The sequence below is a fragment of the Mucilaginibacter sp. SG538B genome, assembly GCF_013376065.1.
Lineage (GTDB): Bacteria > Bacteroidota > Bacteroidia > Sphingobacteriales > Sphingobacteriaceae > Mucilaginibacter > Mucilaginibacter rubeus.
This window is the reverse complement of record NZ_JABMJI010000003.1, coordinates 520,243-540,816: the sequence shown is the minus strand read 5'-3', so window position 1 is coordinate 540,816 and position 20,574 is coordinate 520,243. Positions and strand designations below refer to the sequence as shown.

The window sequence follows — 20,574 nt, the reverse complement described above, 5'->3', positions numbered from 1 at the left end:
GTCTTGATTCTTTCCCCTAATGTATTTGCCAGTCAATCTCTTTTTTACCTTCTTTTTTCAGGATCTCGTTAGTTTTTGAAAATGGTTTGCTGCCAAAAAAACCGCGATCGGCTGAGAAAGGCGAGGGGTGGGGAGAGCGAATAATGAAATGTTTTTTCTCATCAATCAAAACCGCTTTTGATTGGGCAAAGGCTCCCCACAGTATAAACACGATGCCTTCTTTTTTATCGGAAATGGTTTTGATTACCTCATCGGTAAATTCTTCCCATCCTCTTTTTTGATGCGAACCTGCATTGCCTGCCCTAACGGTTAATGTAGCGTTCAGTAACAATACACCTTGTTTAGCCCATTCTTCGAGGTTGCCATGTGCGGGGATTTTAAATCCGGGAATATCGTTTTGCAACTCTTTGTAAATGTTTATCAATGATCGGGGAATAGCAATGCCCTTTTGTACTGAAAAGGAAAGACCATGGGCCTGGTGAGCGCCATGATACGGGTCCTGCCCTAATATAACTACTTTAACATCATCAAAAGGCGTAGTATTGAAAGCGTTGAAGATTTCGCCGTTTTTAGGATAAACAACTTGCCCTGATTGCTGCTCTTCTTTTAAAAATTGTTTGAGTTTTATCATGTAAGGTTTGTCAAATTCCTGCTGTAAAACCTCAAGCCATGATGGTGGTAATGCAATCGCCATAAATATTTATATAGAAGTTGGTTTAGCGTACAAATAAACAGATATTTGCGCTAATATTAGTATCACAAATTATGTCAAATATTGTTCGGTTAGTTATTGCTTGTGTAGTGATGGGTGCGGCAGTTGCCCTTTGTGCATTCGGTTTTTGGGGATGGGGTATTTTTGTTCTGTTAATGGGCGGTATTATACTGCTTAGCTTCTTCTTTAACGAGAATATGATCATCGCCCAGTATTTTTTACGTAAGGAAAATTCTGAAAAGTCGGAAGTATGGTTGTTGAAAATTACCGATTACGAAAAACAGCTGCACAAAAACCAGCATGGTTACTACAACTTGCTGATCGGTTTGATCGAATCACGCAAGGCGCCAATGAAATCAGAGAAATATTTTAAGAAAGCTCTGTCGCTGGGTATGAAAATGTCGCACAATATAGCTTTGGCGAAGTTGAGCCTGGCCGGTATCTCAATGGCAAAACGTAACAAGCGCGAAGCACAAATGTATTTGTCGGAAGCTTCAAAAGATGATAAGAACAAATTGCTTACCGAACAAATTAAAATGATGAAAGGCCAATTAGCCCAAATGGATAAGCAAGTAGTAAGAGGTGGATATCGTCAGTTCTAAGAAAAAGAACAGATAGAAAAAGGGGTAAAAATAAAAGGGACGCGAAAACCGCGTCCCTTTTATTTTTCTTCAATGGCGCTGAAATAATCAGGCGTTGCTGAATGGTTTTGATAAGGCTGAACGTAGCTGTCTGTGTATGATGAATATTCAGATTCTTCAGACGGATTGGCCACTTCAACAAGTTTCAATAAACTCCTGATGAACGACAGGTTAAAATTGCTCCTGTTAAGTTTGATCAGGTATTCGTTTTCGGTGATCTCTAATATTGAGTTGGTCATGATATTTGTAATATATGTTTATTACAATAATAGCTAACTCTTTTTAAATGAAAGTATTATTTTTTTTAAGCTTTTGTTAAGAAATTATAACCGCTGAATGGAGGGATTACGCTGATTGCGTTGATTTTCTTATCGAGAACCCTGATTTTCTTGATTAAAAGATTTCTTGATAGATCATAAACTAAAATGGCCTGCACGAAGCAGGCCATTATTAAATATCAGGGTAATCCTAAAATCCCATAAATCAAGGTTTTACTTAAACCAAGCCATTACCTCTTCTTTGGTTGGCATGGTTATATCCAGTTTTAGTTTTTTACGCATCCCGCCAAGATCGTTAAATACCTTGTTGGGGTTAGCTGTTTTTAATTCTTCAACCGTATTAAAGCCCATTTTATTCAATACAGGAACCCATTCAGCAGATACACCTATGTTTATAAAGTCCTCCGCAGTGGCGACCTTGGCTTTTTTCTCAGGACGCATTTGCGGGAAGAACAATACTTCCTGGATGGTGCTCTGATTCGTCATCAGCATCACCAGCCTGTCGATACCGATACCTAAACCAGATGTTGGCGGCATACCGTATTCAAGCGCGCGTAGAAAATCGTCATCCATGGCCATAGCTTCGTCATCACCACGACCGGCCAGGATCAGCTGCTCTTCCAAACGCTCACGCTGGTCGATAGGGTCATTCAGCTCCGAGTAAGCATTTGCTATCTCTTTGCCATTCACGAATAACTCAAAACGCTCAACCAAACCTTCTTTAGTACGGTGCTTTTTGGCAAGCGGCGTCATTTCGATAGGATAGTCGGTAATATAAGTAGGCTGGATCAGGTGATGCTCAACTTTAGCGCTGAAAATCTCGTCGATCAGTTTGCCTTTGCCCATGCTTGGGTTTATTTCTATTTTTAGTTCGTTACAAACTTCGCGCAAGCCTGCTTCGTCCATTGCCGATACATCAATACCAGTATATTTAAGGATCGAATCATACATCGATAGCTTTTCGTATGGGCCTGCAAAGTTAATTTCATTGCTGCCAACCTGTACAACCGGGATTCCGTGAACTGCTTTGGCAACAGTTTCCAGGCATTCCTCAACCATGGCCATCATCCATATATAGTCTTTATAGGCTACATAAATTTCCATGGCGGTAAACTCCGGGTTGTGGGTGCGGTCCATGCCCTCATTACGGAACATTTTGCCAAACTCATAAACACCGTCAAAACCGGCAACGATAAGTCTTTTTAAGTAAAGCTCGTTGGCAATACGTAAAAACAAGGGCATATCCAGCGTGTTATGGTGCGTTGCAAACGGACGGGCCGCCGCACCGCCATGAACAGGCTGCAGGATTGGAGTTTCCACTTCCATCCATCCCTGGGTGTTAAAGTAACTGCGCATAGCGCTGATCACTTTTGAGCGGTTGATGAAAATCTGTTTGTAATCCGGGTTAACGGTTAAATCCACGTAACGCTGGCGGTAACGCAGTTCAGGGTCGGTAAAACCATCGTGGATAGTTCCGTCTTCTTCACGTTTAACAACTGGTAGCGGTTTCAGAGATTTTGAAAGCACAACCAGCTCACGTACGTGAACAGAGATCTCGCCTGTTTGAGTAAGGAACACATAGCCTTTTACGCCAACGTAGTCGCCAATGTCCAGTAGTTTTTTGAATACGGTATTATATAAAGTTTTATCCTCGTCAGGGCAAATATCATCGCGTTTTAGGTAGATCTGCACACGGCCGGTTGAATCCTGCAGTTCGGCAAACGAAGCGCTGCCCATAATGCGGCGAGTCATGATCCTGCCTGCAATTACAACATCCTGGTAGGCCTCGGGTTTATCCTTAAAATTATCAGCTATATCCTGTGCCCAGGCGTTAACATTAAAAGCTTCGGCAGGGTAAGGGTTAATTCCCAGTGCACGTAGCTCCTGTAAAGATTTGCGGCGAATGATCTCCTGTTCGGATAATGCAATACTCATGTGATGTACGGTATTTTAATAAAGGTGCAAAAATAGCGTTTTTAATGAGTTCTTTTTAAAGAGATTTTGAATAGTGGTAAATGAAAGTTAAGTCAACTCTTCAATCCTACAAAACCGCTACTTGTATCAAATATTTTACCCCTTTAAAATAATCGGTCTTAAAAACGTGTTACTTTAGCAAAACCATTATAACACTCCAAAAGCGATGAAAAAACTACCTGCTCTTATTCTATTGATATCGGCCCTGTCGGTTAAGGCATTTGCCCAAACGGATGCAAGCCTTTACGACCCCAATACCAAACCTCAATTAGTTGCCAAGCAATTTTCGTTTACCGAAGGCCCGGCTGTCGATAAAAAAGGCAATGTGTTTTTTACAGATCAGCCCAACAACAAGATCTGGAAGTATGATACCGATGGCAAGCTTTCTGTTTTCCTGGATAGTGCGGGCCGCTCAAACGGGATGTATTTTGATAAAAAAGGGAATCTCATTAGCTGTGCCGATGCTGATGATCAGCTTTGGTCTATCAGCCCGAAAGGCAAAGTAACCGTTTTGCTGAAAGATTACCAGGGACATAAATTTAACGGCCCTAATGATGTTTGGGTAAGCCCGGACGGGGGCATCTATATAACCGATCCATACTATCAACGTGATTACTGGACCCGCAAGCAACCTGATCTTGACGGACAAAAATTATACTTCCTGGCCAAAGGCAAGGCACCGGCTGTTATGGTTGATGATAAGTTTGTGCGTCCTAACGGCATCATCGGAACTCCGGATGGTAAGACTTTGTATGTAGCCGATATCGGCGATAACAAAACCTATCGTTACGATATCAATAAAGATGGTACATTAACCAACCGCACCCTGTTTATCGCTATGGGCTGCGATGGTATGACAATAGACCAACATGGCAATATTTATATGTGCGGTAAAGGAGTTACCATAGTTAACTCTAAAGGCGAAAAGATTGGCCACATAGATATCGATGAACCGTGGACTGCCAACATCTGTTTTGGCGGAAAAAACAAAGATGTATTATTTATAACCGCATCAAAGGCAGTTTACACCTTTAAAATGAATGTAAAAGGAGTGGATTGATCCGGTCACTATACTATCAGTATACCCATGACAAAATAAAGTAAGGGTCATCCTGAGTGATTTAAATCCGCTGGAGTCTGAAGGCAATGACATCTCTTCCACGTCATTGCTGAGTTACGAAGCAATCCCTTTATCGGCAGACAAGGTGCTTAGTGGTATTGAACTTGCATTGTCGCGCTCTTGGCCGCGCGGGGCCAGGTACTTTTGTCTTGATACAAAAGTACCCAAAAAATCAAGTCAGCAGGGAGGCTTCTTTGCGCTCACCCACTCCACAGCCCGTCGCGCGGGCCTTTGCCCTGCAAAACGGGCAGAACCACGGGCTGCAATTATTTTGCCCCGCTACGCTCGCGCTTTCCCAATGCTTCTGCAAAAACTTGCTATGCCCCTTCCTGCGCTCAAGACCACCATTGTTCTGCCCGCTTTCACCCGAAGCTTACCTGCTGACGGGAGCATCCTTAATTTAATTATCTCATGGGTAGCTTGTCGAAGCATGGTGGGCGGGACTCTGCGCGCGAGTCTTCGACAAGCTCAGACTGACAGGCCTCTTTTGTCATTTCACCTTTGGAGTTCACAGGATTTAAATATTTAGCAAGACAAACACCAGGTGTTCAATTTTTAAAAGTGTGAACACTTCTTGTTTTTGCCTGAATTTTATCAATTGATAATCAATGTGTTATAAATATCAAGAAATGTTCAATAGCGAAATTTGAACATCTTAGTGCTGATACTCAATGTGTTGTAATATTTGGCTTCTGAAAGTTGAACACCCGTTTTTCAAAAATTGAACACCCGCGAAAAAGCCAACAAAGAGGCCGGGAATATTATATACTCCCGGCTTTCCTTTTTCAATTACCAATTTCTTATGTTCCCGAGGCTCCGGTATCTACCTTAACTTCAAGCGCTGTCCTAACCGCAGTTGGCAGGCTTGAGAGCAGGGTATAACCGGTTGCTGTTTCAATATCTTTGATAGTTGTTATGTACTTGGTCCAGTCGGAGTTGATGGTGTTAACATTAGGGGTATTTACCGCGATAACCCTTGTTGAAGCGGTAACCCTCGCAACGTCGCCATCACCTTTGGGGATGATCAGGGCGACTTTCCAAACGTTACTCGGTACATTTACGTGGCCATTATTGATGGTACTGGCAGCCCCGTTTGAGCCTGTTCCCCCTGTACCATAGCTGCCCATAATTATGTAAACCTCGTTACCGGCCGCCACTTGTTCGCGCAGGTAATTTTCAAGATTGGCCCAGGTTTGCTGGTTATTTTGCGGTGCCTGTGGTATCATATTGGTCATCAGGAAGGTTGAGGAATTAGCGTTGGCTGAACTGGTACGATCGGCCGAGGGACAGTTATGTCCCCTGTCGAACCCGCTGCCCGAATAGCTGTTGCTTTCTACCTGGTACCAGCCGGCAGGAATCCCGCTCCAGCCTGCAAAATTATCCAAACGACCAGTCGCGTTGGTGGTATTGGTCGCGTCAAGGTGCCAGCTTACCCAGTTGGGTTCGCCTTTGGTGGCGTTGTATGATTCTACATAATACTTCTGATCTATCAGGTAGTTATCCTTAGATGCCAGTGTTGAAAGGGCGTTTGAAGGGTTGCCAAAAAGCAGGTTGCTATTATCGCCGCTTGCAGGCGGGGCGTCTGCGCCGGCAGTAACGTCCCTTGGTGTTGCTGAATTTGATGTGCCGGTAGTATCGCTGCCGCCCGTATCAGGTATGCCAACGGTTATGCCCGGATCGCCGGTACCTTTAAAGGTAATATCATCGATGTTAATGCGGGTTGTGCCTGCTTTTTTGATCTCAAACCTAACTTTACCCGTAACGCTCACTTTAAATGAGTCGGTTACCAGGGTGGTATTGGTTTCAGTAATATCAGTGCCTACCTGCGTGTAATTCGCCCCGCCGTCGGTCGACATTAGCAACTGCCAGGTCGATGTGGCATCGCTGCCATATTTACCGTGTTTAATGTATAAAGTAGTAAGGCCTTTGATATCAAAATTCATCGCGATATCCCCGGTACGCAGCCTTACAGATTTACTGCCATCTTTAAGGTCGGCAGCGAGATTGCCTATCAGGGCATCGCTAAAATTCCAGCTTCCGGTGCTTAGGGTTACATCGGCTGCTGCGTAGGCGGTTTTACTGCCCTGTTCAAAACCTTCGGTAATGGAATAAGGAACCGGGGCAGGAGGGCTTGCTGTAGTATCGCCGGTTTTGGGCGGGATAGGCGAGTTTTTAAGGTCTTTGGAACATCCGGCAAGGGTTAAAGCTAAACCCAGGCCAATAAGTAGGTTGTTAATTTTCATAATGTTGTTTTTTATGATAGATAGATAATGCATAGCAAATGCGTTTACGCTGCGTAAATTTTAAAACCGGAAAGATTTAGGAGAACTAAAAGAAACAGGAATACGCATTCACATGCTCCTGTTGGGATATTATTGTGCCATTACAAGGCCGGTGCACTGCTTGCACTCAAATAGTTAAAACTTAAATATTAACACCACCGGCTTTGGCAGTTGCCATAAGCACCATATCAACCTTTCAAAATTGAACTTTATGTATTCAATTTAGGTTAAATCAATGTTAGTAAATAGGTTTTGAATAGTAACTTTTCAGTTGCAAAGCAATGGTATAAACAACACCCGTAGGGTTGTAGCTTTATTATAAATGATTGATTTTTAAAATAAAAACCCTTATACCGGTTAAGGTATAAGGGTTTTATCCGCCAGTTGTTATGTTAATTTATTGTTTTGGCTTGCCATCGGCATCAAGTTCAACAATCGGGTAGCCCAGTTTTTGCAGGCCCGGATAGATCCTTGCCTTATCGCCAACAACCAAAATGATCATGTTGTCGGGATTGAGGTATTTTGAAGCAAGGCCATTGATCTCGGCGGGAGTAATGGTCGATAGTATCTTGCTTTGTTCGTCAACAAAAGTAGGTTTAAGGCCGTACTCCTGGATGCGCGATAAAAACGCCGCTTTTTGGGCGTTGGTTTCATAACGGCGGGCATCACTCTGGCCGATAGAAGTTTGGGTGAACTTCAATTCTTCGGGTGTAATCCCGTTTTTTTGGTAGTTGGTGATCTCCTTCATAAACTCAACCACCGAGCTATCGGTAGCCGTAGCCAATACGCCGGCCGAAGCGGTGAAGTCGCCGCCATATTTACCCGAACTGAAAGATGAACGGGCACCATATGTCCAGCCTTTTTTCTCACGCAGGTTAAGATTGATGTGACTGTTGAATGCGCCCCCTAAAATGTAGTTGGCTATATTCAGCTTATAATAATCGCCTGTTGCATCATAGTTTAGTTTATCCAGATACCCGATACGGATCTCAGATTGTGCCGCGCCCGGGATATCAACCAGGTATAAAGTGGTTTTATCAAATGTTTTACCCTCAGCAGGAGCCGGGATGGTCACCTTTTTATCCTTCCAGGTATTGAGGAAAGCGAGCGCGCTTTTTGCAGATGTCTCGCTAACATCGCCTACCACAACAATTTTGGTTAACGATGGTGAAAAGTTTTTATCGTAATAGTCCTGAACATCCTGCAACGTTATACCCGCAACAGTTTCTTCATTACCGCCTGCAGCGTAAGTGCGTACGTTATCGGTACCATAAAGGATTTTGCTGTAAACTGTGCTGGCTACGCCTGCAGGTTGGGTTTTAGCTTGTTTAAAGCCTTCCAAAGTTTGCTTCTTGATCCTGTCGAGCGCGTCCTGGGTGAATTTAGGGTGATATAACCTTTCTTCGAGCAGGGACATTGTCTTGCCCAGGTTTTTGGTGAGCGACGATACCTCAGCATCAATCTGATCTAAACTGGCATAAAAAGTAATACTGCTGCCCAGTTTATCCAGTTCGGAGTTGAAATCTTCGGCAGTGTATTTCTGGGTTTCTTCATTCATCATACGGCCGACAATACCTGCCAAACCTGCTTTTGATGGATCATTGATGGCAAACAAGCCGCCGCCTTTAATAGAGATCGACATGGATACCGATGGGATCTCGTTATTTTGCGTGCCGATGATATTGATACCATTTGATGTATTGGCCGACCAGATAGCCGGAACTTTAATGGCCGGGTTAGGGCCAACGCCCGGTTTTGCAGCACGATCAAAACTATCTTTAGGCTTGTGATAGGTTAAACCATTATAACCATAATCGGGGGCTTTGTAGCCTGTGGTATCAACAGTAAAATTATCGGGTGCTACAGGTTGCAGATTACCGCCTTTAGGCAATACGCTTAATATTACCGCCGGTTTACCTTTAATGTACTGGTTATAAACGCGCATTACATCCTCTTTGGTTACCGCCCGGATAGCAGCCAGTTCGCGGCCGATCTGGTTAGGGTTACCGGTGAAAGTTTGCGCCTGTGCCAGTTCAGATACTTTACCGCTTACGCTCGATAAGCTGTTGATGTAATCGGCTTCGGCGGTGGCTTTAAAGCGGGCCAGGTCATCGTCACTTACACCTTTTTTCTCAAACTCGGCTAATGACTCGTCTACCAGTTTCTTGGCATCAGCCAAAGTTTGCCCCGGGAAAGGTATAACCCGCATGCTGATCTCACCGGCCAGTTCGGTATTGGATGAACTCATGGTGGCCTGTGCCGCCTTACGGGTTTTTACAAAGTTTTTGTAAAAGATAGAGTTACGGCCCTGCCCGATGATGGCCGATAAAGCATCAAGAGGCGACATGTCTTTATCATAGATCTTTACGCCGGGATAACTTACAGACAACAAGGGGAACTTGGCGTAATTATCCGTGTAGGATACATACCTGTCGGCCTTTAATACGGGTGCAGGTAAATACATATTCTTTACCACAGGACCTCTTGGGATCCCTCCAAAATATTTGCTCACCCAGGCAAGGGTTTGTTTTGGGTTAAGATCGCCGCCAATGGTTAGCGTGGCATTATTAGGGCCGTACCATCTCAGGAAAAAGTTTTTAAGATCATTTACGCCTACTTTATTCAGCTCCTCAATATAGCCAATGGTAAGCCACGAATAGGGGTGGCCGTATGGATAAAGTGTTTTTGAAGCATACTGGCTAACTAAACCGTATGGGCGGTTATCGTAGTTTTGCCCGCGTTCGTTTTTTACGGTTGCACGCTGCACCTCAAATTTTTGCTGGGTGACAGCATCGAGCAGGAAGCCCATCCTGTCCGACTCCAGCCAAAGCATTTTTTCCAGTTGATTGGCGGGTACGGTTTCATAATAGTTGGTACGGTCGCGGTTAGTTGAACCGTTTAGGGTACCGCCTGCTTCGGTGATGATCTTAAAATGATCGCCATTGGCTACATGATCTGATCCCTGGAACATCATATGCTCAAAAAAGTGGGCGAAGCCCGATTTACCGATCTCCTCACGGGCCGAGCCTACGTGATAGGTGATATCAACGTGAACAAGCGGATCGGAGTGGTCTTCGGCTAAAATAACCGTTAATCCGTTAGGTAATACATATTTTTCATAGGGGATCACCAGCTCGGTCCCCTTGCGGGTAACCTTTTCAATAAGCTTTGGTTGCGCGGCGGTTTGGGCAACCGCGTTAAGCGCCAGTACAGCAATTGATGGAGTGATCAATGCGTGCTTTAAAAGTTTGATCATTTGTGTTAATTGTTTAAGTATTAGTCAGTCAACCGATGTTTTCTTTTGTAAACACCGGAACCACTATATTAAGCAATTTATACTACTGGTTAATATTGTTGCGATGTAATTTGATTTGTGTAACGGATTTGTGACGGGTGGGTGCATTTTTCAATTCCCTCCCTGAAAGTTTAAGCTAACCCGCAAAATAATGGTCAAATAGCTGTTGCCAATTTAGTAATCAGGTTAGTTGAACCCCTCTGGGGTTCGGATAAGGATAGGATGCTATTCTACAAACCTTTTCCCCCTCTGGGGGACTTTTACAATTTAATAGACTGGTATTACTTTAGACGCGCTTAAAAACAGGTGCACCAGAGGTGCAAAAGGTTTGTAGCATGAAAAATAGAAATATCCTTTGCCCCAGAGGGGCAAAACAAACGCCTTGCTGATTATACGACAACAATTTTGTGGGTAGAGAGGCGGCGCGCAGGAAAAGAGCGACGGCAAGGGTGTTTTTGCTACGTGTTTAGAAAAAATGCTGAAACACGCCCTACACCTCTCAAGAGGGGAATCGCACAATTCCACGCTTTTGATGACCCATAGAAACAAAAAAGGTACCTAAATAAGTACCCTTTTTCTATTAATGTTAACTATCTATTTATCTCCAACCACCACCAACAGCCTGGTATAAATTAACCGAGCTTAAAAATATGTCACGTTTAATACCGGCCAGCTCAAGTTCGGCATCAAGTACGCTGCGTTGCGCGGTGATAATTTCAAGGTAATTGGCCCGGCCAACAAGGTATAAATCGTTAGCTACAGACAGGGCATTGTTTAGCGATTGCAGCTCCTGTTGTTTAAATTCAAAAGCACGGTTAAAATTCTCTATCCCGCTCAAATTATTCTTTACTTCCTGGAAACCTGAAAGGATACTTTTTTGATAATTGTACACCGCTATTTTCTGCTCGGCTATAGTCCGCTCATATTCTGCTTTGATAGCCTTGCGGTTAAAAATAGGGGCGGTGATACCTCCTAAAATACCATAAGTAAATGAAGCGGGATCGAATAACAAGTTTGCCCTGAAGCTATTATAGCCAACATACGGAGTTAAAGTTAAAGTGGGGAAAAAGTTTGCCCTTGCCGCTTTAATGTCCGCGTTCATGGCGGTAAGCTCCAGCTCCGCACTTCGGATATCCGGGCGGTTCAGTAACATTTGCGATGGAACTCCTGTGCCAACAACCACCGGTAGTTTCGTTTTCATGATAGAAGTATCCCGTGTTACCGTGCCCGAATAACTTCCCGTTAAAAAACGAAGCTGGTTTTCAGTCTCGGTAATTTGCTGCCGGGTAGTGTATTCTAATCCTTTGGTGCGGGCTAACTGGGCCTCAAATTGTTGAACAGCCAACTCCGTAGCGCGGCCACCCAGTTTTTGGATTTTAACGATCTCCAGGGCATGTTCCTGTAGCTTAATATTCTTTTTGATGATGCCTAATTCGGTATCGTAAGCCAGTAACTGATAATAAAGCCCGGCAATTTGGGCAGTGAGGGCTGTTGTTACCAGGCGATAGCCGCTCTGGCTGGCCAGGAAACGGGCAAAGGCGGCTTTTTTCTGATTGTTCAGCTTACCCCACAGGTCAACCTCCCATGAGCTTTGAAAACCCAGGAAATAGTTAGGTACAGGATTGGGGATATGCTGATCGCTATTGATGTTATTTGAAAAATTGGTGTCGTAATTACCTACGCCGTTTTGGGTATAATCACCATATTTTTCAACCCCTGCGTTGGCGGCCAGGTTTATGGTAGGTAAAAGCTTTGAGGCGTTGAACCGTAGATTGGCCCGCGCGGCTTCAACCCTTTGCAGGGCGCTTAACAAATCGGGGTTTGCTTTAAGGGCTGTGTCAATCAGGTTAACGAGCCTCTGATCGGCAAAAAACTGGCCTATTGGTAAGGCCGCAATTGTTACCGTATCAGTACTGTTATTGAATGACGATGGCAGATTAGCAGCCACTTCCTGGCCCGTGACCGGTTTGTAGCTTTTACAGCCGGCCATGATTACCATCAAAAGTGCCGTATGGAGTATATAGAAAATTGCTTTTTTTAGCATTGCAGATCTTGATTAATTATTAACGATATCCAGCTCATGATGAGTTACTTCTGTGGCTGGTTTTTGCTTTTTATTGCGTTCGGCCAAACCAGCGAAGATGACATACAAACCCGGAATAAGGATCAATCCGAAAATAGTTCCCATCAGCATACCTCCGGCAGCAGCGGTACCGATAGAGCGGTTACCCATAGCGCCCGCACCGCTGGCCACGCATAACGGTATCAAACCGGCTATGAACGCCAACGAGGTCATGAGGATTGGCCGTAAACGGGATACTGCACCTTCAATAGCGGCTTTTAGCACGCTCAATCCTTCTTTTTGCCGCTGGATAGCGAACTCAACAATAAGGATGGCATTTTTACCTAACAAGCCGATAAGCATTACCAGCGCCACCTGGGCATAAATGTTGTTTTCGAGCCCGGTGATCTTCAGGAAGAAGAACGCGCCGAAAATACCGGTAGGCAATGAAAGGATAACCGGAAGCGGCAGCAAAAAGCTTTCGTATTGGGCAGCCAGCAGCAGATAAACAAAGATCAAACAGATCACAAAGATGTAAATAGCCTGGTTACCCGAAAGGATCTGCTCTCGCGTCATGCCCGACCATTCAAAGGCGTAACCTTTCGGCAGTTTTTCGGCAGCGATACGTTCAATGGCTTTAATGGCATCGCCGCTGCTGAAGCCTTTGTCTGCATCGCCGGTAACCATGGCCGACGTATACATATTATAGCGGGTGAGCTGTTCGGGGCCGAAAACCTTCTCCATTTTAATGAATGTGGAGAACGGCACCATTTCGCCTTTATCGTTCTTAACCTGCAGGTTTAAAACATCCTCGGGGCGCGACCTGTATTCGGGCGAGGCCTGTACCATCACCTTATACATCTGCCCGAAACGGATGAAATTGGAAGCATAGAAACTCCCCATTAATGTTTGCAGGGTCGACATTGCTTTATCAATCGTAATGCCCTTTTGAGCCGCTGTTTGCTGGTCGACAGAGATCATATACTGCGGAAAGTTAGGGTCAAAGCTGGTGAAAGCTCCGGCAATTTCCGGTGAGGCGTTAAGCGCATTTACAAAGTTTTTAGTTACATCGGCAGCTTTCTGCAAATCGCCCTGGCCGCTTTTATCAAGTACCCTTATCTCGAAACCGCTGGCGTTACCAAAGCCCGGTACGGTAGGCGGGGGGAAGAACTGGATAGAAGCATCGCCGATATTCTTGGTTTTTGCGGTCAGCTCGGCAATAATATCATCCAATGATTCACTGCGCTCATCCCATGGTTTAAGGTTGATCATGGCCATGCCGTACGACGCACCGGCAATCTCGTTCACCAAACTGTAACCCGAAAGGGTTGAAACCGATTCGATAGATTTCATCGATTTGGTTTTGGCTTCAATCTCTTTCAATACCTGTTCGGTACGCTCAACTGTAGCACCTGCCGGGGTGGTTACGTTCACGTAAAGCATACCCTGGTCTTCAGTTGGGATAAAGCCCGTTGGCAAAATAGCGCTGGTTCCCCAGGTAAGGATAAAGAAGCCTGCCAATAATAGCAAAGTAATTCCCTTGCGCGGCGACAGGTAGGTCATGAAGGTTGAATACCTGTTCTGCAACCCATCATACCGTTTATTGAAACCGCCAAAAAAGCGCTGCATCAAACTTTTCTTTTTTGAAGCAGGGCTATGTTTCAGCATGATAGCACAAAGGGCAGGAGTGAGCGTCAAAGCATTGACGCCCGATATCACAATGGAAATAGCCAGCGTAAGCGAAAACTGCCGGTAAAATACCCCAACAGGCCCCGACATAAAGGCAACCGGCACAAACACCGCCGACATGACCAGCGTAATAGCCACAATAGCACCGCTGATCTCGCGCATGGCGCTTACGGTGGCATCCATGGCGTTCATGTGGTTTTCGGTCATTTTTACGTGTACGGCTTCCACTACTACAATTGCGTTATCCACCACAATACCGATGGCTAACACCAATGCGAAGAGCGTGAGCAGGTTGATGGAGAACCCCAGCATCTGCATAAAAAACAGCGAACCGATGAGGGCTACCGGGACCGCCAAAGCCGGGATCAGTGTCGACCGGAAATCCTGCAGGAAAATGAATACTACAATGAAAACCAGGATGAAAGCCTCAACCAGCGTACGTAATACTTCATGTATTGATGCATCCAAAAAGCGCGATACATCATAGTTTACGTTGAAGGTCATCCCGGCCGGAAATGAGCTTTCCTTAAGCTCGGCCATGCGGGTTTTAATGTTATTGATCACCTCGCGGGCATTAGAACCGGGGCGTTGTTTTATCATGATTGATGCCGAAGGCTTGCCGTCAGTATTGGAAACCATACTGTAGGTTAGGGAACCGAATTCAACATCAGCAATTTCTTTCAATCTTAATACCGAACCGTCTTCCTCGGCGCGGATCACAATATTTTCATATTGTTTAGGCTCAAAAAATTTGCCCGGGTAGCGCAATACATATTGCAGCATTTGCGGGGTTTTATCCGAGCTTTGGCCGGTTTTGCCCGGCGCGGCCTCTACGTTCTGGGCACGGATGGCATCTATCACCTCATCGGTTGATACCTTGTAGGCCATCATTCTGTCGGGTTTAAGCCATACGCGCATAGAGTATTCTTTAGCGCCCATGATCTCGGCACGGCCTACACCATCAATTCGTTTAAGTTCCTGTAAAACGTTGATATCGGTGAAGTTATAAATAAATTTTTCGTCCATGCTGGTGTCCTGGCTCATGATGTTCAGGTACATCAGCATACTGTTTACTTCTTTTTCTGTAGTAACACCGGCTTTGATCACTTCTTCCGGCATTTCGTCAATAATGGTGGCTACGCGGTTTTGAACGTTCACCGCGGCCTGGTCGGGGTCAACCCCAACGTTAAAGTAGATCTGGATCACCGTTAAGCCATCGTTACTGCAAACGGTCGACATGTAGGTCATCCCCGGCACACCGTTAATGGCACGCTCCAACGGAGTTGCTACGGCTTTGGCACATACCTCGGCATTGGCACCGGTGTAGTTGGCCGTTACTGTTACCGATGGCGGTACAATATCAGGAAACTGGGTAACAGGCAGCGTTATCAACGCCAGCACACCCAGCATGGTAATTATCAATGAGATAACAAGCGACAGCACTGGTCGCTTTATAAAAGTTTCGAACATAGTTTGTTAGGGTAAGTGTACAATAAACCCGCGCCGCGCGTTTTACGCGGCCGGAAAAAGGAAACCTTGGCAATAATTATTTCATTGCCAGCAACGAATCTTTTGCCATTTTCCTTGGTTTAATGATCATGCCGTCACGTACGTTCTGCGCTCCCTGGTACAAGATCCTGTCGCCCGCTTTCAGGCCGTCTTTTACAATATAATAGGTAGAAAAACGGGTTTGCGGCGAAAAGGCCTGCATGTGCAGTTTATTATCCTTATCAACTATGTATACGTAACTTTTATCCTGGATATCAAATACCGACTGCTGCGGCACCATGACTACGTTATTGGCTTTGGTAGATATGAAAAGCTTACCGGTAGCACCATGCCTCAATAACCTGTTTGGATTAGGGAATTTTGCCCTGAAATTGATTGAGCCCGTTTTTTGCTCAATTTCAGCTTCTACCGTTTCTATTTCGCCCTGGTAGGGGAAGTCCAGGCCATCTGCTAATACCAGCTTAACCTTATCACTTGTTTGGCCGGGAGCTGATTCCTTTTTGCGGATATATTGTAAGTATTCATTTTCAGGGAAGCTAAAATAAGCGTACATGGAGCTGATATCAGACAGGCTGGTAAGCAATGTGCCTTCATCAATCAAACTACCCGACTTAAGCGGGATCCTGTCGATGATGCCATCAAACGGCGCATGGATGTAGGTATAAGCCAGTTGGTCTTCGGCGCTTTGTACCATAGAGCGTGCTTCTTCAATGGTTGCCCGATCGGCACTCATCTTTGATTCGGCAACTTCCAGTTCAGACTTAGATATTACTTTCTTGTCAACCAGTAGTTTAACCCTTGCTACCTCAAGTTCGGTTGCTTTGGCTGCGGCCACGGCATTACTTAACGCGGCTTTAGCTTTTGACAGGTTTACTTTAAATTCCTGGTCGTTAAGCTTAAATAAAAGCTGGCCTTTTTTAACCTGCTTTCCTTCATCGATGTATATTTTTTCGAGGAAGCCGCGAACACGCGAACGGATCTCGATGTTTTTTTGTGCCTGGATATCGGCAACGTATGATTTTTGAAGAACGGTATCCTGCGTATTTAACGTAAGTACAGGCAGCTGAAGCGTATCGGAAGCGGCAGCTTCGTTATTGGTTTTGGCTTTGGTTGAGCAACCCGTGACAAATATGCCGGCGGCCATGGCCAGCAGGGGTATATAAATGATGATCCTTTTCATTTTTTTCCGGATAGATTATAGGCATAGCAGTGCTAATCACGTACTGTTAGCCAATGTTAAAATTTGATTTATAAAAACATGGATTTGCCGCAAAGGGCATCTGAAACGGAAAAAGGATCAGAACGGGCTGAGCCTGAAAAGGAAATTGTAATACGCAGGCAAAAAGCCTTTGATGGATTTATTCTGGTTTTGTCGTTTTTCGACTAATGATATAACATCTGCAAGTGAGGCCTGCTGACCAGGCATTAGTGCTGATGAATAATTTACCCGGCTGGGTAAAAAGCGTATGATGGTACGGTTATGATGAGCTTCGTTAGTATCTGAATCAGGTGAATCATCCTGAACCTCCTGCTGCTGAATTTGACCGATGATCCTTTGATGGGTACGGGAAATTAAATCGGCAGCCTGGCCGGATTTTTTGTAATGGGTTAAAATTGATTCGGCGTTAGCAGGGGCTACAGCTATTGCAAGCTGGAAAAAAAATAATGCGAAGAATATTTTTTTTATCGTCGGCGCCATGATTGCGAAAATACTAAAATATTTGAAGCTATCGAAATAGGTTTGTATTTTTTTTGATATAAAATGACTTTATTTTTATTTTTTGTTGCTGTTTTTTAGGATTTTATCTTTTTATAACTCAATTTTTACTTCGGTAGTTTTTATTTAATGCTTTCATAACAGCAAAAACGGTTATTTGTTCATGCTTCCTTAATACTGCCTAATAATATAGTTTGCAAGCTTTACTCAACGAATAATTGTATTTTAGCTACATGCTGCATCACGTTATTATTCAATGTGCCTGCCTGTTAACAGTTATCCTTTTTGTGGTAATGCTTGGGCAAAAAATCAAAATAGCTTATCCCATATTATTGGTTTTAGTCGGTTTACCTCTTGGTTTCGTTCCTTTTCTGAAAGGTATCGAAATACAGCCCGATCTGATCTTTGTTATTTTTCTGCCGCCTTTGTTGTATGAATCGGCCTGGAACACTTCCTGGAAGGATTTCTGGAAATGGCGCAGGGTGATCTCCAGTTTTGCATTTTTGATCGTTATTTTAACGTCATGTTTAATCGCGGTTGTGTCAAACAGCCTGATAGCGGGTTTTACCCTGCCCCTGGGTTTTTTGCTCGGGGGAATAATTTCACCACCTGACGCCGTATCAGCAAGCAATATCCTTAAAAATATTAAAATACCTAAACGCTTTATCGCCATTGTTGAGGGCGAAAGCTTGATGAACGATGCATCGAGCTTGGTGATATTCAGGTTTGCGCTTGCCGCGGTTGTTACCGGCAAATTTGCATTAGGACAAGCCACGCTAAGTTTTGTACTGGTAATTGTAATGGGTATCGTTATTGGATTGGCTGTAGGTTTGGTTTTTTATACCATACACCGCTGGCTGCCAACTACGGCTAATATTGATATTATCCTTACGTTTATTACACCGTATGCCATGTATATGGCGGCCGAAGAGTTCCACTTTTCGGGAGTGCTGGCTGTAGTAAGCGGCGGGTTGTTCCTGTCGTCACAACGGCACGTGATATTAAGTTACCGCAGCCGGTTGCAGGGAGTTAATGTTTGGGAAACGGTAGCTTTTGTTTTAAACGGGTTTGTGTTTATCCTGATAGGATTAGAGTTTCCGGTAATTATCAAGGCGCTTGGGCCCGAAGGCCTGAAACCGGCGATAAACTATAGCCTCATTATAACCTGTGTACTGATACTGGCCCGTTTAGCCAGTACTTTTGGTGCCTCTGTATTTACCGTATTCATTAGCCGTTACATTATCACTGCCGATCCGAGCCCGGGCTGGAAGGGGCCGTTATTGCTGGGTTGGGCAGGGATGCGGGGTGTGGTTTCACTTGCCGCTGCCTTGAGTATCCCCGAACTTTTACCGTCCGGTGCTGCCTTTCCTCAACGCAACCTTATTTTGTTTATCACATTCGTGGTGATCATGTTTACCCTGGTGGTTCAGGGCCTTACGTTGCCCTTATTGGTGAAGTTTGTAAATATGCCCGATCGCGACTATACCGTTTCGCCGGAGCAGCAAAAGCAGTTGGTCAGGAAAAAGTTATCGAAGTTAGCTTTACAAATACTTGAAGATAAATATGCCGACAGATTAGACGGTAACGATATGGTCAAGGCATTTAGGCTAAGGTTGAGTGCCGATATGGAACTGCTGAAAGACTGGGAAAAAGATGGCAGTGAACAACGCGCCGATAATTTTTATCATGATTACCGCATGATCCTGAATGACGTGATGGATCAGCAGCGTGCCTTACTGCTTACGCTGAATAAGAAAGAAAATATCAGCGACGATATTGTAAAGCAGCAATTAGACCTGCTTGATTTGGAAGAAGAAAAGCTGAGGCAGCATTTTGAGGTGGTGTAACTTATTATTTCTTTCATGCATAATGGCTACTTTTGCCGCTCTATATACATCAAACTATAATGAACTGGGATCAACTGTTATCGGCAAAACGCTGGGGTTACGAGGATAAATATATTGCAAACCATATCGATGCACGATCGGAGTTTCAGCGGGATTACGACCGGATAATTTTTTCATCACCCTTCAGGAGGTTGCAAAACAAAACCCAGGTATTCCCTTTACCCGGAAGCATTTTTGTACATAACCGGCTTACCCATAGTTTGGAGGTAGCCAGTGTGGGCCGCTCGTTAGGGCGGATGCATTTTAACAGGATGCTTAAAGAAGATCCCGAGGTTGAAAAGAAATATCCGCTGATCAGTGAGATCGGCAATATGGTGGCTGCCGCCTGCTTAGCCCATGATTTGGGTAATCCCGCCTTTGGCCATTCGGGCGAATCAGCCATTTCACATTATTTTGCAGAAGGAGCAGGTAAGGATTATAAAGACACTGTTACCGCGCAGCAATGGGAAGATCTCACTCATTTTGAGGGTAACGCTAATGCTTTGAGATTATTAACACATCCGTTTGCCGGTAAAGGCCGGGGGAGTTTGGCATTAACTTATTCAACCATCGCTTCTATTGCAAAATACCCGTGTTCATCTGTAGCCGGGCATAAAAAGGGTATCATCTACCGAAAGAAATATGGATTTTTCGCTTCCGAGCAGCAGGACTTTGAAAAGATAGCCAATGATTTGGGTTTGATCAGGGTAGAGGACGATGAGCTTATTTACAAAAGGCATCCATTAGTATACCTTGTTGAGGCGGCTGACGATATTTGCTACAATGTCGTTGATCTGGAAGATGCCCATCGCCTTAAAATACTCTCCTATGAGGAAGTGAAAGCATTGCTAATGCCATTGTGTACTATTCCCCGGATGGAAGAGCGACTGGAAGAGTTTGATGATACAGATGCCAAAGTTGGCTATTTGAGGGCAATAGCAATAAATACCCTGGTAAATCAATGTTCAAATCTGTTTTATGACAAACAGGAAGAGATCATGAACGGTGATTTTAATTCGGCGCTGATGGATGCGATTGAAGAACCGCTCCGGTCTGCCATGAAAGCAATCGAAAAGGTTTCTGTAAAAAAGATCTACAACTATAGTTCGGTAGTGCAAAAGGAAGTTGCTGGTTATAAGGTAATGGGTGGTTTATTGGAAGAGTTTGTCCCTGCTTATTTAAAAAATAATTCAAAATACCACGAGAAACTGATCGAACTGATCCCTAAACAGTTTTTAACCAAAGCCAACGACGATTATTCAAAGATCCAGACCGTTCTTGACTTTGTTTCGGGCATGACCGATCTGTATGCGGTTGAGTTGTTCAGAAAAATTAAGGGGATTTCGTTCCCGTCAATGAGCTGATATACACGAATGCCCGGACGAGGCGTAATAATTCGTGCAAATAAT

13 protein-coding genes are annotated in these 20,574 nt (G+C 44.4%); 4 read left to right on the top strand and 9 right to left on the bottom strand.

Annotated elements, in window-relative coordinates:
* Positions 1-16 precede the first annotated feature (16 nt).
* Complete coding sequence (ung, locus tag FHW88_RS18220; RefSeq protein WP_090527151.1) at positions 17-694, bottom strand: uracil-DNA glycosylase; 678 nt, start codon at positions 692-694, stop codon at positions 17-19.
* 71 nt (positions 695-765) lie between these two features.
* Between ung and FHW88_RS18215 the strand changes: the two genes are divergently transcribed.
* Positions 766-1,314 carry a hypothetical protein gene (locus FHW88_RS18215; protein WP_091162705.1) on the top strand — a complete coding sequence of 183 codons (549 nt, stop codon included), beginning with the start codon at positions 766-768 and terminating at the stop codon, positions 1,312-1,314.
* 59 nt (positions 1,315-1,373) lie between these two features.
* On the opposite strand, the gene FHW88_RS18210 is transcribed toward FHW88_RS18215, so the two are convergent.
* Together FHW88_RS18210 and lysS are read right to left on the bottom strand one after the other, a co-directional pair.
* Positions 1,374-1,592 (bottom strand): hypothetical protein, encoded by a 219-nt coding sequence (locus FHW88_RS18210; RefSeq protein WP_090527160.1) that lies wholly within the window; start codon positions 1,590-1,592, stop codon positions 1,374-1,376.
* 252 nt (positions 1,593-1,844) lie between these two features.
* Positions 1,845-3,566 carry a lysine--tRNA ligase gene (gene lysS, locus FHW88_RS18205; RefSeq protein ID WP_176627420.1) on the bottom strand — a complete coding sequence of 574 codons (1,722 nt, stop codon included), beginning with the start codon at positions 3,564-3,566 and terminating at the stop codon, positions 1,845-1,847.
* 205 nt (positions 3,567-3,771) lie between these two features.
* Between lysS and FHW88_RS18200 the strand changes: the two genes are divergently transcribed.
* Positions 3,772-4,665, top strand: coding sequence for an SMP-30/gluconolactonase/LRE family protein (locus FHW88_RS18200; protein WP_176627419.1), 894 nt, complete (start codon positions 3,772-3,774; stop codon positions 4,663-4,665).
* Positions 4,666-5,525: 860 nt separating this feature from the next.
* On the opposite strand, the gene FHW88_RS18195 is transcribed toward FHW88_RS18200, so the two are convergent.
* The 6 genes from FHW88_RS18195 to FHW88_RS18170 all read right to left on the bottom strand — a co-directional run bounded on the left by FHW88_RS18195 (position 5,526) and on the right by FHW88_RS18170 (position 17,261).
* Entirely contained in the window at positions 5,526-6,968 is a 1,443-nt protein-coding gene (locus FHW88_RS18195; RefSeq protein WP_176627418.1) for a DNA/RNA non-specific endonuclease, read from the bottom strand.
* A gap of 436 nt (positions 6,969-7,404) precedes the next feature.
* Positions 7,405-10,263 (bottom strand): M16 family metallopeptidase, encoded by a 2,859-nt coding sequence (locus FHW88_RS18190; RefSeq protein ID WP_176627417.1) that lies wholly within the window; start codon positions 10,261-10,263, stop codon positions 7,405-7,407.
* A gap of 637 nt (positions 10,264-10,900) precedes the next feature.
* Positions 10,901-12,346, bottom strand: a complete 1,446-nt coding sequence (locus FHW88_RS30195; protein WP_255485368.1) for a TolC family protein — start codon at positions 12,344-12,346, stop codon at positions 10,901-10,903.
* A 12-nt stretch (positions 12,347-12,358) separates the two neighbouring features.
* Complete coding sequence (locus FHW88_RS18180; protein ID WP_176627416.1) at positions 12,359-15,523, bottom strand: efflux RND transporter permease subunit; 3,165 nt, start codon at positions 15,521-15,523, stop codon at positions 12,359-12,361.
* A 76-nt stretch (positions 15,524-15,599) separates the two neighbouring features.
* Positions 15,600-16,742 (bottom strand): efflux RND transporter periplasmic adaptor subunit, encoded by a 1,143-nt coding sequence (locus FHW88_RS18175; RefSeq protein ID WP_176627415.1) that lies wholly within the window; start codon positions 16,740-16,742, stop codon positions 15,600-15,602.
* A 117-nt stretch (positions 16,743-16,859) separates the two neighbouring features.
* The gene (locus tag FHW88_RS18170; protein WP_090527185.1) at positions 16,860-17,261 is read right to left on the bottom strand and encodes a hypothetical protein; all 402 of its coding nucleotides are present in this window, start codon (positions 17,259-17,261) and stop codon (positions 16,860-16,862) included.
* A gap of 251 nt (positions 17,262-17,512) precedes the next feature.
* On the opposite strand from FHW88_RS18170, the gene FHW88_RS18165 reads away from it, so the two are divergent.
* A complete protein-coding gene (locus FHW88_RS18165) occupies positions 17,513-19,126 on the top strand; it encodes a Na+/H+ antiporter (protein ID WP_176627414.1) in 1,614 nt (537 codons plus the stop codon).
* Positions 19,127-19,185: 59 nt separating this feature from the next.
* Positions 19,186-20,529, top strand: a complete 1,344-nt coding sequence (locus tag FHW88_RS18160) for a deoxyguanosinetriphosphate triphosphohydrolase (protein WP_176627413.1) — start codon at positions 19,186-19,188, stop codon at positions 20,527-20,529.
* Positions 20,530-20,574 lie beyond the last annotated feature (45 nt).

Excerpts from the sequence above, each read along its gene's own strand:
- FHW88_RS18160 (WP_176627413.1), top strand. The coding sequence starts at position 19,186 with ATGAACTGGGATCAACTGTTATCGGCAAAACGCTGGGGTTACGAGGAT.
- FHW88_RS18180 (WP_176627416.1), bottom strand. The coding sequence starts at position 15,523 with ATGTTCGAAACTTTTATAAAGCGACCAGTGCTGTCGCTTGTTATCTCA.
- FHW88_RS18170 (WP_090527185.1), bottom strand. The coding sequence starts at position 17,261 with ATGGCGCCGACGATAAAAAAAATATTCTTCGCATTATTTTTTTTCCAG.
- FHW88_RS18210 (WP_090527160.1), bottom strand. The coding sequence starts at position 1,592 with ATGACCAACTCAATATTAGAGATCACCGAAAACGAATACCTGATCAAA.
- FHW88_RS18200 (WP_176627419.1), top strand. The coding sequence starts at position 3,772 with ATGAAAAAACTACCTGCTCTTATTCTATTGATATCGGCCCTGTCGGTT.
- lysS (WP_176627420.1), bottom strand. The coding sequence starts at position 3,566 with ATGAGTATTGCATTATCCGAACAGGAGATCATTCGCCGCAAATCTTTA.
- FHW88_RS18190 (WP_176627417.1), bottom strand. The coding sequence starts at position 10,263 with ATGATCAAACTTTTAAAGCACGCATTGATCACTCCATCAATTGCTGTA.
- ung (WP_090527151.1), bottom strand. The coding sequence starts at position 694 with ATGGCGATTGCATTACCACCATCATGGCTTGAGGTTTTACAGCAGGAA.
- FHW88_RS18165 (WP_176627414.1), top strand. The coding sequence starts at position 17,513 with ATGCTGCATCACGTTATTATTCAATGTGCCTGCCTGTTAACAGTTATC.
- FHW88_RS30195 (WP_255485368.1), bottom strand. The coding sequence starts at position 12,346 with ATGCTAAAAAAAGCAATTTTCTATATACTCCATACGGCACTTTTGATG.
- FHW88_RS18195 (WP_176627418.1), bottom strand. The coding sequence starts at position 6,968 with ATGAAAATTAACAACCTACTTATTGGCCTGGGTTTAGCTTTAACCCTT.
- FHW88_RS18215 (WP_091162705.1), top strand. The coding sequence starts at position 766 with ATGTCAAATATTGTTCGGTTAGTTATTGCTTGTGTAGTGATGGGTGCG.
- FHW88_RS18175 (WP_176627415.1), bottom strand. The coding sequence starts at position 16,742 with ATGAAAAGGATCATCATTTATATACCCCTGCTGGCCATGGCCGCCGGC.